Origin of the sequence: Methanobacterium sp. BRmetb2, assembly GCA_003491285.1 — an archaeon.
Taxonomy (GTDB): Archaea; Methanobacteriota; Methanobacteria; order Methanobacteriales; family Methanobacteriaceae; genus UBA117.
Map to the genome: position 1 here is coordinate 650,931 of CP022705.1, position 14,395 is coordinate 665,325.

Consider the following 14,395-nt stretch of genomic DNA (forward strand, 5'->3'; position numbering starts at 1 on the left):
TATTAATAACCCATAAACTGAAAATCTAACTATTAAACCCAATTAATTATTGTAGGAACCGATATTCATTCAGTATCACAAAAATTTCTTCTTATTCAACTATTTAATAGTGAATTGGACTATCAACAAGGCAATCATTTAGTAACATGTAGATATCCACTATTTTATCAGGAGTTACTGATGACATGTTAAGATAACAGAAAGGACAGTAAGTTACAATTCTTTCAGACCTATTTTCTATTGTTTTTCTTGCTTTTTTAGTGGCAACTAATTTATTATGGGCCATTACACCCGCACCTGCTCCGCAACAAGGGCTTGCACTTTTATTTTGTGAACCTGGCAAGATTTTCCGCAAGGTGCCGGCCTTTTCCCGGGCATGGCACGGATCCTGGATCATTAAATCTTCACTTTCCATGGTTAAAGAATCCAATAAATCAACAGCCAAGATAATTTCCGGTTTAAATCCATTTTGAGTCCTGTAATACTTATTAAATGCATTATAACAGCCAGGGCATATGGTTATGATCCTTTTTACTCCTGCTGCATTAAATTTATCTATATTCCTTCGGACTGCGTCTTGACCTGATCCAGTATCGCCTAAATTGAATAATAGGTTACCACAACATGTTTCGTCATCCATGATCTCGTATTTTATGCCTTTACGTTTGAGAAGACTTTCTGATGCTGCTAGTATCTCAGGTGTTTTATGGGTAGGTGTACATCCTCTAAAAAGTAGAGTTTCTATAGTTTTTTGACTACTTTTACTTTTTACAGTCTTAATACCATAAGAATTACCTGACTCCATAATATTTTTACGGATTTCAGCCACATGGTGTGTTATAAGACTCTTGGTAACTGCTTTTTCCATGGTACCTTTATTAAAAGTCGCAAGATGGCAGCTATTACATAAACTGCAATTGTACAACTTATTAAGGTCGTTATCTTTCAACTTACCTGTAACATTAATTTTTAGATTACAGTACAGAAAACTTAATGGAGAACATTTAGAATCTTTTCCCTGTGATTGTACATTTGTTGTTTTTATTTCAGTTTTCATATCTAAAACCTTTTAATTCAGTTTTTTCAAATTTATTTCATCAAAAAATCTCTCTTTTTCTCTAAAGATTCAATAAATTTTTTGCTTTCTTCTGCTATAGCCTGAACTTGGCTGTTATAATCTTTTATTATCTCCAACTCATCCTGATAATCTTCCATGTCTTTGTATTTTTCAATTATGGTTGAAAGTTTTTTTAAAGCTGGTTTAGTGCTCTGATCATATCTTTTCTTTTGTAATTCCTTAAAAAGAGAGATAATATCCTTATCCATCAAAACATAGACCTTTCTTGATCTGGGCTTCTTAAATCTTTTAACCATATTTATATCTTCCATACCTCTGATAATGGGACTCAAAGTAGAAAGACTATATCCGGTTATTTCAGCAAGTTCTCCCAAAGATATCTCTTTTGTTTCACTTTGAAGGACAGAAATTAGTCTAGATGGTAAATCATCAAGCCCCATAGCTTTACAACTATTATATATTACTTCTTTGAACTCTTCTTTAAGAGAATTTTTTGTATTGATCATATTATCCAAAATCCGGCCATTAGATTATTTAAAGTAAGTGAATACGTCTCTATTCCTCTCTAAGGCTTCTGGATTTTTTCTCACTTTGTATCCTAAGGACACTCCGAAATGGACCTCGTTTCCCTTCGGAATCTGGAATTTTTCCATATTTTCTGGTTTTAAAAAGAAGAATTTGGCAAACCCGATCCAGCATGACCCGATATCCATGCTTTCTGCGGCAAGAAGCATGTTCTCTACTGCGGCAGCACAATCCACCATAGGAGTTACTGCGTCTTTTTTTGCAGATACTATTATGGCAGTAGGTGCCCTGTGAAAAATGTTCAGTTCTTTAGAAGCCCCCATTTGAGCTATCCATTCAATATCCATTGTTCTCATGACGGCTTTAGCTCCTTCACTGATCTCGTTTATCAAATCAATATCTTGAACAATGGTAAAATGCCATGGCTGATCAAAATGACCTGTAGGAGCATATATAGCTGATTCAAGGATTTTTTCAAGTTCTTCATCTTTTATTTGTTCCGTACTATATTGACGTACGCTTCTTCTATTTTTTATTGTTTCTAATACTTGGTTCATAATCTCACAACTTTTACTATTTTTGTAACTTTCGGTATTTTCTAAAAGTTAAAAATAATAGATATGTTTTACTATATAAAGTTTTCGTAGCGAAGATCCTGTTAACTAAATAGTCATTTCAAAAAAAGTTTGATTAAATCTCTTAAATAAAAGAAAATGTTACTAAAGGAATAAAAATTACCTTACCCTCTTTTTTATTTTACTTGTTCTATTGGAGATTACAATTCCATATTCAGATTTGTATCTATTAATGGCCTTCATAATTTGGCTTTTATCCTTCCTTCCAACACCTACTTCAACAGGTATTATGCTTTCATCTGAACTTTAGAGTAAAGTCAACACCATTTTCCGGGATCGTAAAATATTCCTAAAGGCATATTAGATGTTTCTTTCAACCTGAAAAAATAGGATGCAATGAGACTTTCAACTAAAATTCCTAAGAGTTTCCTATCTCTTGTATCATATTTACCTAATTTGAATCTTATAGTGGTATTTATTGATGGAGAAAAAAATAATATTTTACTTAAATAACAGTCATACTATTTATTACCATATTTCCACTAAAAATAATTAAAAGCACAATATATTATTTATAAAGATTATCGGAGATGATTATTATGGAGATAAAGGAGAAACGAATTGAAGCAGCAAAAGTAGCATATATCCCCTATACTGGAAGTTACCAGAAAATCCCAGAGCATATACAGGAAGTAGGTCAACTGGTGATGGAAAAAGAATTAGAAATGACTGGCATGGTCTATGGAACCTATTTCAACAGCCCCGAAGATGTTCCGGAGGAACAACTCCAATATGAAATTGGTTTTTCAGTAAACGAAGATTTTCAACAGGTGGACAAATTAGGCTTTAAAGAGATACCAGAACATACAGTAATTGCAGCCATGCACCAGGGAGCTTATACTGAGGTAGGACCAGTAATTCACGCTGTAGTTGATTATGCTGTTAAAAATGGTTATGATATTATAGGACCCATCACAGAAGTGTATCTAAACGACCCCAGTCAAGTGCCAGAAAGTGAATTGCTCACTGAAGTTAGAATACCAGTGATAAAAATATAAATTATCCTATTTTCAAATATATTCCCTAAAAAACAGCAGTTGTGGGCTATAATGGACGATAAATCCAAAGATACTGACTTTAAATCAATTTCCCAGTTAAAAAAAGAAACAATAGTTTTTCTAGGGATACTTTCAGTTTTAACCTTAATCCATTTTATCTGGTTCTACATTAATTATGGTTCTTGGGGTAATGTACCGTTTTATACTACTTTTGTACACATGCTCATACCTGCCTCATCAGCTATTATCTGTCTGGTTCTTTTTAGAGATAAGGCACTTAGCAGGGAATCTAAGTTCTTCTTAGGAATATTCATATTATACGTTGTAGTATTTTTAATTGAAAGTTTTTATAAACCTTTAATACCCTCTCCTTTAATTAACTTCCCTGTAGTTAAAGTTGCTCCTCTTCTATCATCGATTATAGCAATTTTTGGTTTTATAAGCATAATAATACTCAATATCCGGAAAAATGGAGAGAAAGCCTTATAAAAACCAAATTATGGTTTGGAGAGAATAAAAAATTCTCCATTGGATTCAGCATTTTATTTGCCCTTTTAATGATAGTACTCAATTATTTAAACCATTTATTTGGGTTTGGCCAAGCTTTAATCCAATATAATCTTCTAAATTTCCTTAGTACCTATATCATATTGCTGTTTTTGAGTTTTATAATTATTTGGCCCCAATATTTTGGGGAAGAATTTGGTTGGAGGGTTTACCTGCAGGACCGGTTGTTTCCTCTCTTTGGATCATATGCAGGAGTTTTAATTTTAGGAGTGATTTGGGGCATCTGGCATGCCGGAAATATTTACATGGGTATGAACTGGCCGGGACAACCCATTCTAGGCATATTAAATATTACAATCATGACAATAATCCTGGCGGTTATCTATGGTTATGCAGTTCTAGTAACCAGAAGCGTCTGGGTGGCAGTAGCTCTACATTTAATTATGGATACTAGCGAAGTTGCTTCAATTTTGTATCTATCCCAATCTGAATCCATATTCGCATTCGGAGGAGGTTTATATAGCGTTATTATACTGGGGGTATTCGCACTTTTACTAATCATACTGGGTAAAAATAGTTGGAATAAAGTAAAAGCAGTTAAAATTCATAATTAATCCCTAATTTATTCAATAGTTTAATAACAACTAGAATTATTGATAAAAAATCTTAAAATTAATTTAGGCGAGATTTGGGCATAACTATTTAATGTTCTTTTTATAAAATAGAATATAAGTTTAGATATTTATAAAAATTTATAAAAGATTAAAATAGTTCTTTGGAACTATCATGTAAAATAATGGTATTAATAATATTCGAATTCCCAAAAAAAAGATTTTTAGGTTTTTGATATACCGTGGAGGTATAAAATGCGCCAAACATTAAGTTCATTTAAAGATTATCTTCCTATTAAAAAAGGAAATTCTAAAGATAAAAATGTGGGATTACTAATAGATGGTCCCAACATGCTCAGAAGGGAATTTGATCTTGACTTGGATTTGGTAAAAGATATTTTGGGGGAATATGGAAATATAAGAGTTGTTAAAGTATTTTTAAATCAATATGCATCAGATAAATTAATAGAAGCTGTCACCAATGAAGGATTCTCCCCTATAGTAGTTGCGGGGGAAACAGATGTTCACATTGCCGTGGAAGCATATGAACTTATTCACAACCCTAATATTGATATAATTGCATTAATGACACGAGATGTGGATTTTTTCCCATTAATTAGTATAGCTAAAGAAAATGGTAAAGAAACTATTGTTCTTGGGGCCGAACCTGGTTTCAGTACTGCTCTTAAAAATTCTGCAGATAGTGCCATAATCTTAAATCCGCCTAAACCACATAAAACAGTATAAACCTCGTTTTTAGAATATATCTGTGGTTTAATACATTTTTTCTCTTTTTTTAATAAATTTAAAGTAATGTTGAATTTCTAAATTACAATAAATAACTATATTAAGAATCAGTTGATTTATATAAATTCAAGTGACCATTATGGATACTAATAATCTAATGAGAAACTTGAAGATATTTATTGTAATTGCATTTATTATTGGACTTATTGCTGCTCTATTTTATTTAGGTTATGGATTTTTTATAATCTGGCAAGGTATGGCCGCCGGAATTATAATTGGATTGTTATTAATTCTGGTTTTAATACTTTTAGGCATTTGCATATATTTATGGTTGAAAAATCTGTGGACAAAAAGAGAGTATAAAAAGTTGGAATATCAGTTAAACAGATGCCAAACCGAGTTAAAACACGAAAAGGCAAAAAAAGCAGAACAGCTTGAAATTTCAATTGAAGAATAACGATTCTCTATATAATTAATTTTAATTAAAGAATAAGAGTCTATAAGGATAAAATGGCTAAATTCATTGAAATTGAATCAAAAAGCATCCTTTATCGTCATAACTTTAAAGACAACTGGTTTTGGATGAGATATGCTATTAATCCCTACCGTGGATGTGAATTTGCATGTACCTACTGTGACGCCTTAACTGATAAGTATCTGATTCACAAAGATTATCGAAATTTTGCAAAGGAAATATTTGTCAAAAAGAATGCACCCAATATCCTAAAAAGAGATATAAAAAGATTTAAACCCGATGTTGTGGGTTTATCTGGTGTAACTGATCCTTATCAGCCCGCAGAGAAAAATTATCTATTATCCCGCCGAATTCTAGAGATTTTAAGAGATAATCAGTTCCCAGTGCACATTGCCACTAAAAGCGACTTAGTTTTGAGAGATATGGACATATTAAAAGATATATCTAAAAATTCATGGTGTACTGTTTCTTTTACGATTATTACATTTGATGAAAACATTTTACCCTACCTTGAACCAGCAGCAACCCGCCCTAAAAAAAGGTTATCAGCAATAAAAAAGCTAAAAAAAGAAGGAATAATGGTGGGAGTTAATTTCATCCCTATTATTCCTTACCTTTTAGATAATCCGGATAATATTGAAAATGTTATAAAAAAATCATCTAAATATGTGGATTACATAATTATAGGTTCTGGTATGACTTTACGCTCTAATCAGAGAATTCGATTTATGAAATTACTTGAAAATAAATTTCCTGAGCTTGTTGAAGAGTACAATAGCATGTATACAAATAGGACTGATCCTCCCCATCAATACAAATTAAAAATAAACAATTTAGCTTTGAAATTCTGTAAAAAATATGGGATACAGAATTTTATTGATCCACCTGATTTTAAAGTAAAATCTCATCAAAGAACACTTATACCCACTGAGGATTATGTAAAATTTAATCGTGACGTGGCACAACATCTGCTGCTTATTGCATTTTTTAAAGAGTTTAAATCTGGATATACTGGTTCAAACTGGAATTACCATAAAGCTGCTGAAAACATTGAGAATTTAAATGGAAGTATCCGTAAATATTATGATAAAAGAAGATTAAAGGAAATTCCTGGTGTGGGAGAACAAATAGAAAATATTATTGAAGATTTTATTTTTAATGGTAAAAGTTCAGTGCTGGAAAGAGAAATGTCTTTATGATAAGATATTGCATAAATTGTAGTGAGGTCTTATTATGGAGATAAATGAAAAAGAAGTTCCAGAAATGCAAGTTGCATATATTTTCCACACCGGACCACCGGAAGCCATGCCAGAATTGATTGGGAAAGTAGTAGGATGGGTTATGGAGAAAGGGTTACAGATAGTTGGTCCGCCATTTGGTATATACTATAACAGCCCTGCAGAAGTTGGTATGGAAAATATGCAGTATGACGTGGGAATTGCTGTAGTCGGAGAAGTTGCAGAAGAGGGAGAAGTAAAAATCAAAAAACTTCCCCAGAGAACTGTTCTTTCAACCATACATAAAGGGTCTTACCATGATGTGGCACCGGTATATGCAATGGTCTACGAATATTCAGTGAAAAATGGCTATGCTATGACTGGAGCGCCCATGGAGATCTACCTGAACGATCCTATGGAAGTTCCAGAAAGTGAATGGTTAACTGAAATTCAATTTCCAGTCCAGAAAATTGAATAAAAATTTAATTTTTAGTTAAAGATTAACATCTTTTATTTTTTTTATCTATTTTTTTCAGCAATTTTCTTAAACGAATCTGCTATATAATTGATCTGCTCTTGGGAAAATCCGTAGACACTGCATTTGAACCATTTGGTTTGGCCTCGCTTAACTCCCACTATATTCCTCTTTTTCAGCTCTTCATATAAAAAAAACCCTTTTCTTGGATGAGTTTGGGCTATTTCGTCAAATCCCGGAGTTTCAAATCTTACAAGATCATGTTCTGTTGGTTTAAGTCCAATCTGAGTTACACCATCTATTTCCTCCATGCTTCTAACGAAATTTCTACTTTTTTCAAGTTCCACGTCCCATGCATTAACCCTTGCTATTACATGGGGAAGGGAGGCCATCAGGGTTGCCACTGGGGCTCCTCTGCTGGTACAACCTAACATTTCAAGTTCCTTGACTTCATGTCTTTTAGATCTTTTAAGTACTGTTTCGGCCCACTCTTCTTTCATCCCTAAAACACCAATTGGACCTGAGGCAGCCATGCTTTTATGTCCACTTCCCACTACAAAATCAACATTTAACTTTTTTGCATCTATGGGAAGTCTTCCCATGGAATATGCACAGTTTAAAAGGAGTGGAATATTGTTATCTCCAGCAATTTTACCTATTTTGGCAGCATCAGTTAAGTTACCATAATCACCATCTACATGGGTTAACACTGCTAATTTAATGTCCTGACCTTTATCAATTTCACTTTCCAATACTTCCCTGTATTTTTCAGGGGTTACTGCATATTCTGGATGCGAAGTGTTTGGAACTTCAATTAGTTCCAGTCCGCATCTTTCTGCTCCTAGATGGGTGGTGTAATGGGCATTGCCGTCAACAATTATGGTATCTCCAGGATCACATAGGGCATGCATCACTGCAAATTTACCTTCTCTAGCCCCGTGTACAGTTCTGGCCACATCTACATTAATAAATTTAGCCAAATCGTCTAGAAATGAGGATATTGCTGGTTTAGTCACCTGGTCCAGGCGTCCGGCACAGTAGTCGCAGACACTGTAACCATCTGAAAACTCGTAAAGGGCAACTCTTGCCTCTTTAGGTAGTACTCCCCCACGTTGTAATGGATTTAGGTTTAAATTTCTCCTTTCAGTGGCCCTATTGAGCCCGTAATCTTGACATTCCATATAATCACCACAAAACAATGTTTTTTATAAACTTTCTGTAAAAATTGAATAAATTAGGAAATATTATACATCTTCATGTTTTATTCTATTTGAATTGATAAATAAATTATCACCATAAAATAATTTTTTTAATATGTCTCTATGAATTGAATCCCGATTTTCTTTAGTTATTTCAAATATTTTCACATCATCCCTATTTTTTAACTTTAAGATAAATGGGTTTCTGGATTTTTTATGTATAACTGCAATAACCGTTTTTGGACTATCAAATGCTTCTGAAACTGCCCTGCAAAAATTCTGGCTGTGTAATTCCATAGGGGCAATTTCATCAATTAATATGAAATCCGCCTGATCTAAAGCTTGGTAGATTGCTGATGTACCAATATCATCTAAATCTGACAAATTTACCCTATATTTACCTACACGTGGCCCTTTACAGTTTATATGGGATAGAATACCTTCAGTTCTGGTCATTAAGTTAATTATTTTAAATCCTACTCTCTGTCGATTTATGCGTATTTCAGGGCAATATAATCCACCAATTCTATAATCATTATCCTGGAGATGGTGCTGTATCTGGGTTAAGACCGTGGTTTTTCCAACTCCCGGGGTTCCAGTTAATAATATATTCATCTAATCATCTTTCTAATTTCATTAATTTAATGTATTATATATTAAAAATGCCATTGTCAAATTTGTAGATTATTCATTAGTGTATAACGTTGGTTAGTCCTAAACTTTTAGCATATTTAACTGCTTCCCTTATTTCATCGGGATAAACGTATCTTCGCAGTTCCTCATAATCGTTCGCCTTGTAAAGCGGTCGGTACTGACCCATAATATTTACAACTGTGTCTTTTTTAAGATTTTGAGCTATCCACTCTAATAATGGTTTAGTGCAACATTCAAGGTGATTAGGTAAAACCAAATGTCTGATTATTAAATCCCCACTTTTTTCTGCCATTTTGTGATTTCTCCTTACAACTTCCCAGTAATTATCTATTTTAGAGAGTCTCTTTGCACATTCGTCATTTCCATATTTAAAATCAGTTAAAAAGAGATCAATAAAGCCATCCAACAATTTCATAGCTTCCATGGACATGTAGAAATTGCTGTTCCAGACCACAGGAATGTTTTCTTCAACAAGATTCATAGTTTTTAAGATGTATGGTAAATTAGGAGTGGGATCGCCCCCTACAAAATTCACATTCCGTGACCCGTGCTTTCTATTTTTGTCAATAATCTCTGCTAAATCCTCTGGTCTTACCTGAATACCAGCAAGTGGATTTTGACTGATATCATAATTCTGGCAGAAAACACATTGAAAATTACATCCTGAGAAAAATATGGTGTGACTGGGTACCAACACTCTTTCTTCGCCTGTGTGAATAAACTGGGACGCAATTCTGGGGTTTTTAACACCACAGCTCCCCTTAATAAGATTGCGATTAATATTACATCTTCTCTCACATAAATGGCAGTTTTCCCGTATTTTTTCTGCAATTTCTATTTTTAAATCCAGAAAAGAAAAATCTGCCTTTTCAATCTTTTTATGTGCTAAATCTCCATATAAATCTATAAATTTATCTCTTACCTCTTCATGTTCTCTCCAGAGTTGATCTATATCATTGTCAAAAGCAGTTTTTATTTTAGATGATACTTTGGATTTGGAGAGTTTTTTATTTAACATTACCTGAAAGTAATGAGATAATGAATCTTCTATTTTCTTATTTTCCAGCATAATAACCTATAAAACTTTATCCTACCACCCTTAGTTTGGTGTGAATACGAGGAGTTATGAATGGCCCCAGCTGACGAGTTTCTTTAGAGATTGAAGAGGAATTTTTAAGCACTTGGAATATGTTTCCAGATATCATGGCCTTTTTAATGGGATGTTTTATTTTGCCTTTTTCAATTTTAAAGGCGTTGTTAGTCTCTACTGAAAAGTCTCCAGATATAGGGTTGGCTGTATGGGCCCCTAGAACATCTGTCACCAATAATCCTTCTTTAACATCTGAAATTTCAAGAGAATCCGTATAATCCATGACAAAATTGGTTAAACTAACATTGGGAGTATCTGAAAAAGAGGCTCTCATTCCGTTACCTGTGCTTTGAGTGTTTCCTTTTTTGGCAGTGTAGAGATCATAGACAAAGTTTTTTAGTTCTCCTTTTTCTATGATTGTGGTTTTTTGGGAAGGTGAACCTTCATCATCGCATTTTGAAGTACCGAGCCCTTGTTTTATGGTTCCATCATCATAAATGCTCAAATTAGGAGAAACTACTTCTTGCCCAATTTTATCAGCCAATAGTGACCTTCCTCTTTGCACATTATCAGCATTTATTGAATGGGTGAATGTGGAAAGCAAACCAGAAGCCGCGTGATAATCTAATACTACTTCTAAATCTTTTGTTTCAACAGGTTTACCTCCCGCAGAGTTTCTGGCAATTCCAGATGCTTGGCAGGCAATCCACTCAGGATCTATATCCATATACCTGGAAGCATCTGACTCGTAGGCCGTGGATATTTCATCATTTTCGTAGTTTACAGATATGTATCCATAAAATGCCGTGGATTTATCTTTACAGTTTATTCCTTCAGAATTTTTAACTAAACTCTCTAAACATCTTGCAGAGAATCCACCAGAAGTTGGTTGGCATTTCTCATCCTGAGCCGTGCTGATCATGGATTTGGCAAATTCAATTGAATCATCTAATTCCAGAGTTTCTATTTTAGAGTCATAGGTTCCTTCTACTTTTTTATATTCCGATTTTGTGGCGAAAGAATAATTTTCATCTTTTATGTTGGCCTGGGCATTAAAAACAGCTTTTTCGACCATTAAATTTAGTTTATCCATGTTGCTGGTGTAAGAAAAACCCATCTTATCATCTATGATTACTCTAACACCTGCTCCCAACACGTATAACTCTTTGGCAAAGTCAACATTGTCTTTTTGAATATCTATATCCCAATTCTTTTCCTTTTCAACATAAACCTCAGCAAGATCAGCATGTTTAAGTGCAAGATCTAAGGTTTGATTGGCTACATCGTCTAACATATAGAAACCCTCATTATCAAAAATTTTCTCAAATTATTCCAATCTATTTTTTAAATTATTTTAATAGTTTAAAATGTAAATTATTAATTATAAAACGAATTTATGAATGGCCTCTGCAGCTCCATCCCCATAATAACTGGTGGTTACATAGTCAGCTATATCTTTTAGTTCCGGGTTGGCATTGGCAACTGCCACCTTAAAACCTGCTACTTCTAGAAATTCCATATCGTTCTCGCTGTCTCCAATGGCTATAATATCATGAACATTAATTCCTAAGTCCTCTGCCACCATCTTAAGTGAAGACCCTTTACTAACAGCCGGGTCAGTTAAATGAATAGCGAATTTTGAATCATATATTTTAATTTCAAAGTCTTTTAATGTTTCTTTAATAATCTCAACTGGAATTTTTCTCGTTAAAGCAATTTCAGATATCCTATGACTGGATAGATCTACTTTTTCCACATCGTGTTTGGATTTTAGATAATTATATGCATTTTCACATTTAGAAAAATCACCCAGTACCTTTCGACCTTTAGGCGTTTCTATAATTCCACCGTTTTCAGCCACCAAACCTCCGGTAGTTCCAAGTAGTGTTGAAATCATTTTTGAACTGCACAACATGTTTCCGGTGACAATAATAACTGGAATCCCACTATCTTCTGCCTGGTGAATTGCTTTAATGGCACTTACACATGCTCTTCTATTTTTATTGGTAATTGTGCCGTCCACATCCAGAGCTATGGCCTTCATCATTTACCTCGTTATAGTTATATAGTAAACTGTATCAAAACACTGCATTGGAGGTTGAAATGTTATAGGGAACCGTATCTAAATGCTATGTTACATGTCCCTTCTTTACTAACCATGCACGCGCCTATAGGATTCATAGGTGTGCACTCTTTTTTGAAAAGTTTGCATTCCTCTGGTCTGGCCACTCCCCGCAGTATTGGGCCACAGATACATCCAGTTACAACATCTTCACCCTTTTCTATGTTAATATCAAATTTTTCACGGGCATTGAAATCTACAAATTCATCCCGTATCTCGTATACAGAATCTGGTATGTCAGGAAAACCTCTCCACTCGCGGGTCCTTATGTAAAATACTTCATCTAAGAGTTTTTGTGCCTTTACATTACCTTCTTCTCTTACTGCTCTCTTGTATTCGTTTTGAACCTCTGCTTTCCCATTTTTAAGCTGTTTTAATATCATGTAAATTGCTATTAGAACGTCAAATGGGTTGAATCCCGCCACTACCTGGGGTATGTTGTATTTTTCAGAAAACGGTAGGTAAGGCCAGGTCCCGATTATAGTTGAAACGTGACCTGGTTCGATTAAAGCTGTGAGATTTACTTCTCCAGATTCAATGAGGAATTTTAGTGCGGGGGGAATTAATCTGTGACATGATAGTACTGAAAAGTTTTCTGGAGGCCCTGAAACTATCTCTGATGCAGTGGTAGGGGCTGTGGTTTCAAAACCTGCTGCCATAAATACTACTTCATTATCAATTTTTTGGGCAATATCAACTGCGTTGTTTACTCCATAGACCACTCTTACATCAGCACCTTCTGCCCGGGCATCGGCCAGGGTTCCCTTTGATCCTGGAACCCTTAACATGTCCCCAAAAGTGGTTATAGTAACACCTTTTCTGGCAAGTTCTAAGCATTCGTCAATTTCTCGGGAGGGAACACAACAAACTGGACATCCTGGTCCTGCCACTACTTCTACTTCTTTTGGTATTAAAGACCTTATACCGTGCTGCATTATGGTGTGTTCGTGTGATCCGCAGACGTGCATTATTTTGACTGGTTGAGCAATTTCTTCTATACGTTGTACTATTTCTCTGGATAGATTTTTCATGATGTCACCAATTATCTTGAATATAAATTGTTTATATGATTTGCATAATATACTTTGCAATAGCTGATCCTATAAACCCTCAATAATAAGATCAATTCTAAAAAAAATTTAAGATCATAAAAATTTAATTATCCTTTATAATTCATAGATATGTATCAACTTGAATGATTTACTCAAAAGGTGAAAAAAATGGACTATGAAATTTTATATCAACCATCCTATGCCCTACTCAAATTAGATTTAGAAACATCTGAACAAGTAAATGCTGAAGCTGGCGCGTTGGTAAGTATGTCCAGTGGAATTTCAATTGAAACTGGAATGAAAGGCGGACTTTTCGGTGGTTTAAAAAGAAGTTTGGTTGGGGGAGAAAGTTTCTTTATAAATAAATTTACAGCAGAATCTCCAGGAGAGATAACAATGGCCCCGCCACTACCTGGTGATATCCATGCCATGGACCTAAATGATCAGGTAATATTTGTTCAATCTGGATCATTTATGTCTGCCACCACAGATATTGATATTGACACTAAATGGGGAGGATCAAAAACCTTCTTCTCCAAGGAAGGACTTTTCTTATTAAAAATAGAAGGTACTGGTAAACTATTTGCATCCAGTTTCGGTGCTATTCATCCCATTAATTTAGAAGCAGGAGAAAAATACATTGTAGATACTGGACATATAGTGGCCTTTGATGATAATGTAGGATATAATGTGAAAAAAATAGGGGGAATGAAATCCACTTTATTTAGTGGTGAAGGCTTAGTAGTAGAATTAACTGGTCCTGGAAAAGCTTGGATACAATCTAGAAGTGAAGATTCATTCTTATCTTGGCTGATACCACGTTTACCCAATAAAGGTTAATTAAATATTATTCTTTTTTTATTATTTTTTTTATTAGGAAATAATTTATTTTGCTAACAAATCTAAAAGCGAGGAAACCTACCAAGATTTATATCAATTTTAACATAGTATTAACTAGTTTTAAAAAATGGAGGGGTGAATTTTTTGAAAAGATATCTAATTTTTTCGTT

The 14,395-nt window shown here is 34.1% G+C and carries 17 protein-coding genes; 8 read left to right on the forward strand and 9 right to left on the reverse strand.

Annotated features, from left to right (window positions below):
- Positions 1 to 103: 103 nt before the first annotated feature.
- Genes CIT01_03165 through CIT01_03175 form a run of 3 tightly spaced genes read right to left on the reverse strand, consistent with a single transcriptional unit; the run spans position 104 to position 2,160 of the window.
- Positions 104 to 1,057 carry a Fe-S cluster protein gene (locus CIT01_03165; protein AXV37267.1) on the reverse strand — a complete coding sequence of 318 codons (954 nt, stop codon included), beginning with the start codon at positions 1,055 to 1,057 and terminating at the stop codon, positions 104 to 106.
- Between the two features lie 32 nt (positions 1,058 to 1,089).
- A complete protein-coding gene (locus CIT01_03170; protein AXV37268.1) occupies positions 1,090 to 1,593 on the reverse strand; it encodes a hypothetical protein in 504 nt (167 codons plus the stop codon).
- 15 nt (positions 1,594 to 1,608) lie between these two features.
- Positions 1,609 to 2,160 carry a nitroreductase gene (locus CIT01_03175; protein AXV37269.1) on the reverse strand — a complete coding sequence of 184 codons (552 nt, stop codon included), beginning with the start codon at positions 2,158 to 2,160 and terminating at the stop codon, positions 1,609 to 1,611.
- A gap of 617 nt (positions 2,161 to 2,777) precedes the next feature.
- On the opposite strand from CIT01_03175, the gene CIT01_03180 reads away from it, so the two are divergent.
- The 7 genes from CIT01_03180 (at position 2,778) to CIT01_03210 (ending at position 7,271) form a co-directional block, all read left to right on the forward strand.
- Entirely contained in the window at positions 2,778 to 3,236 is a 459-nt protein-coding gene (locus CIT01_03180; protein AXV37270.1) for an AraC family transcriptional regulator, read from the forward strand.
- A 51-nt stretch (positions 3,237 to 3,287) separates the two neighbouring features.
- Positions 3,288 to 3,725 carry a hypothetical protein gene (locus tag CIT01_03185; GenBank protein AXV37271.1) on the forward strand — a complete coding sequence of 146 codons (438 nt, stop codon included), beginning with the start codon at positions 3,288 to 3,290 and terminating at the stop codon, positions 3,723 to 3,725.
- 68 nt (positions 3,726 to 3,793) lie between these two features.
- A complete protein-coding gene (locus tag CIT01_03190) occupies positions 3,794 to 4,357 on the forward strand; it encodes a hypothetical protein (GenBank protein ID AXV37272.1) in 564 nt (187 codons plus the stop codon).
- A gap of 252 nt (positions 4,358 to 4,609) precedes the next feature.
- A complete protein-coding gene (locus CIT01_03195; protein ID AXV37273.1) occupies positions 4,610 to 5,101 on the forward strand; it encodes a TIGR00288 family protein in 492 nt (163 codons plus the stop codon).
- A 139-nt stretch (positions 5,102 to 5,240) separates the two neighbouring features.
- Complete coding sequence (locus CIT01_03200; GenBank protein ID AXV37274.1) at positions 5,241 to 5,558, forward strand: hypothetical protein; 318 nt, start codon at positions 5,241 to 5,243, stop codon at positions 5,556 to 5,558.
- 53 nt (positions 5,559 to 5,611) lie between these two features.
- Positions 5,612 to 6,775: a hypothetical protein gene (locus CIT01_03205; GenBank protein ID AXV37275.1), complete on the forward strand. Its 1,164-nt coding sequence runs from the start codon at positions 5,612 to 5,614 to the stop codon at positions 6,773 to 6,775.
- Between the two features lie 34 nt (positions 6,776 to 6,809).
- On the forward strand, positions 6,810 to 7,271 hold the full coding sequence (locus tag CIT01_03210; GenBank protein ID AXV37276.1) for an AraC family transcriptional regulator: 462 nt from the start codon (positions 6,810 to 6,812) through the stop codon (positions 7,269 to 7,271).
- A 41-nt stretch (positions 7,272 to 7,312) separates the two neighbouring features.
- On the opposite strand, the gene pscS is transcribed toward CIT01_03210, so the two are convergent.
- From pscS to CIT01_03240, 6 genes are all read right to left on the reverse strand, one after another.
- A complete protein-coding gene (pscS, locus tag CIT01_03215; GenBank protein ID AXV37277.1) occupies positions 7,313 to 8,449 on the reverse strand; it encodes an O-phospho-L-seryl-tRNA:Cys-tRNA synthase in 1,137 nt (378 codons plus the stop codon).
- 63 nt (positions 8,450 to 8,512) lie between these two features.
- Complete coding sequence (locus CIT01_03220; GenBank protein ID AXV37278.1) at positions 8,513 to 9,082, reverse strand: nucleoside triphosphatase; 570 nt, start codon at positions 9,080 to 9,082, stop codon at positions 8,513 to 8,515.
- A 76-nt stretch (positions 9,083 to 9,158) separates the two neighbouring features.
- Positions 9,159 to 10,139 (reverse strand): radical SAM protein, encoded by a 981-nt coding sequence (locus tag CIT01_03225; GenBank protein AXV38708.1) that lies wholly within the window; start codon positions 10,137 to 10,139, stop codon positions 9,159 to 9,161.
- 67 nt (positions 10,140 to 10,206) lie between these two features.
- The gene (locus CIT01_03230) at positions 10,207 to 11,505 is read right to left on the reverse strand and encodes a peptidase (GenBank protein AXV37279.1); all 1,299 of its coding nucleotides are present in this window, start codon (positions 11,503 to 11,505) and stop codon (positions 10,207 to 10,209) included.
- Between the two features lie 87 nt (positions 11,506 to 11,592).
- A complete protein-coding gene (locus CIT01_03235) occupies positions 11,593 to 12,258 on the reverse strand; it encodes a phosphoglycolate phosphatase (GenBank protein AXV37280.1) in 666 nt (221 codons plus the stop codon).
- A gap of 59 nt (positions 12,259 to 12,317) precedes the next feature.
- Complete coding sequence (locus CIT01_03240; protein ID AXV37281.1) at positions 12,318 to 13,364, reverse strand: hydrogenase formation protein HypD; 1,047 nt, start codon at positions 13,362 to 13,364, stop codon at positions 12,318 to 12,320.
- Positions 13,365 to 13,553: 189 nt separating this feature from the next.
- Here CIT01_03240 and CIT01_03245 point away from each other — a divergent pair, with 189 nt between their 5' ends.
- Positions 13,554 to 14,225 (forward strand): TIGR00266 family protein, encoded by a 672-nt coding sequence (locus CIT01_03245; GenBank protein ID AXV37282.1) that lies wholly within the window; start codon positions 13,554 to 13,556, stop codon positions 14,223 to 14,225.
- Positions 14,226 to 14,395 lie beyond the last annotated feature (170 nt).

Excerpts from the sequence above, each read along its gene's own strand:
- CIT01_03195 (AXV37273.1), top strand. The coding sequence starts at position 4,610 with ATGCGCCAAACATTAAGTTCATTTAAAGATTATCTTCCTATTAAAAAA.
- CIT01_03225 (AXV38708.1), bottom strand. The coding sequence starts at position 10,139 with ATGTTAAATAAAAAACTCTCCAAATCCAAAGTATCATCTAAAATAAAA.
- CIT01_03240 (AXV37281.1), bottom strand. The coding sequence starts at position 13,364 with ATGAAAAATCTATCCAGAGAAATAGTACAACGTATAGAAGAAATTGCT.
- CIT01_03205 (AXV37275.1), top strand. The coding sequence starts at position 5,612 with ATGGCTAAATTCATTGAAATTGAATCAAAAAGCATCCTTTATCGTCAT.
- CIT01_03190 (AXV37272.1), top strand. The coding sequence starts at position 3,794 with ATGATAGTACTCAATTATTTAAACCATTTATTTGGGTTTGGCCAAGCT.
- pscS (AXV37277.1), bottom strand. The coding sequence starts at position 8,449 with ATGGAATGTCAAGATTACGGGCTCAATAGGGCCACTGAAAGGAGAAAT.
- CIT01_03210 (AXV37276.1), top strand. The coding sequence starts at position 6,810 with ATGGAGATAAATGAAAAAGAAGTTCCAGAAATGCAAGTTGCATATATT.
- CIT01_03200 (AXV37274.1), top strand. The coding sequence starts at position 5,241 with ATGGATACTAATAATCTAATGAGAAACTTGAAGATATTTATTGTAATT.
- CIT01_03165 (AXV37267.1), bottom strand. The coding sequence starts at position 1,057 with ATGAAAACTGAAATAAAAACAACAAATGTACAATCACAGGGAAAAGAT.
- CIT01_03180 (AXV37270.1), top strand. The coding sequence starts at position 2,778 with ATGGAGATAAAGGAGAAACGAATTGAAGCAGCAAAAGTAGCATATATC.
- CIT01_03185 (AXV37271.1), top strand. The coding sequence starts at position 3,288 with ATGGACGATAAATCCAAAGATACTGACTTTAAATCAATTTCCCAGTTA.
- CIT01_03235 (AXV37280.1), bottom strand. The coding sequence starts at position 12,258 with ATGATGAAGGCCATAGCTCTGGATGTGGACGGCACAATTACCAATAAA.
- CIT01_03175 (AXV37269.1), bottom strand. The coding sequence starts at position 2,160 with ATGAACCAAGTATTAGAAACAATAAAAAATAGAAGAAGCGTACGTCAA.
- CIT01_03230 (AXV37279.1), bottom strand. The coding sequence starts at position 11,505 with ATGTTAGACGATGTAGCCAATCAAACCTTAGATCTTGCACTTAAACAT.
- CIT01_03245 (AXV37282.1), top strand. The coding sequence starts at position 13,554 with ATGGACTATGAAATTTTATATCAACCATCCTATGCCCTACTCAAATTA.
- CIT01_03220 (AXV37278.1), bottom strand. The coding sequence starts at position 9,082 with ATGAATATATTATTAACTGGAACCCCGGGAGTTGGAAAAACCACGGTC.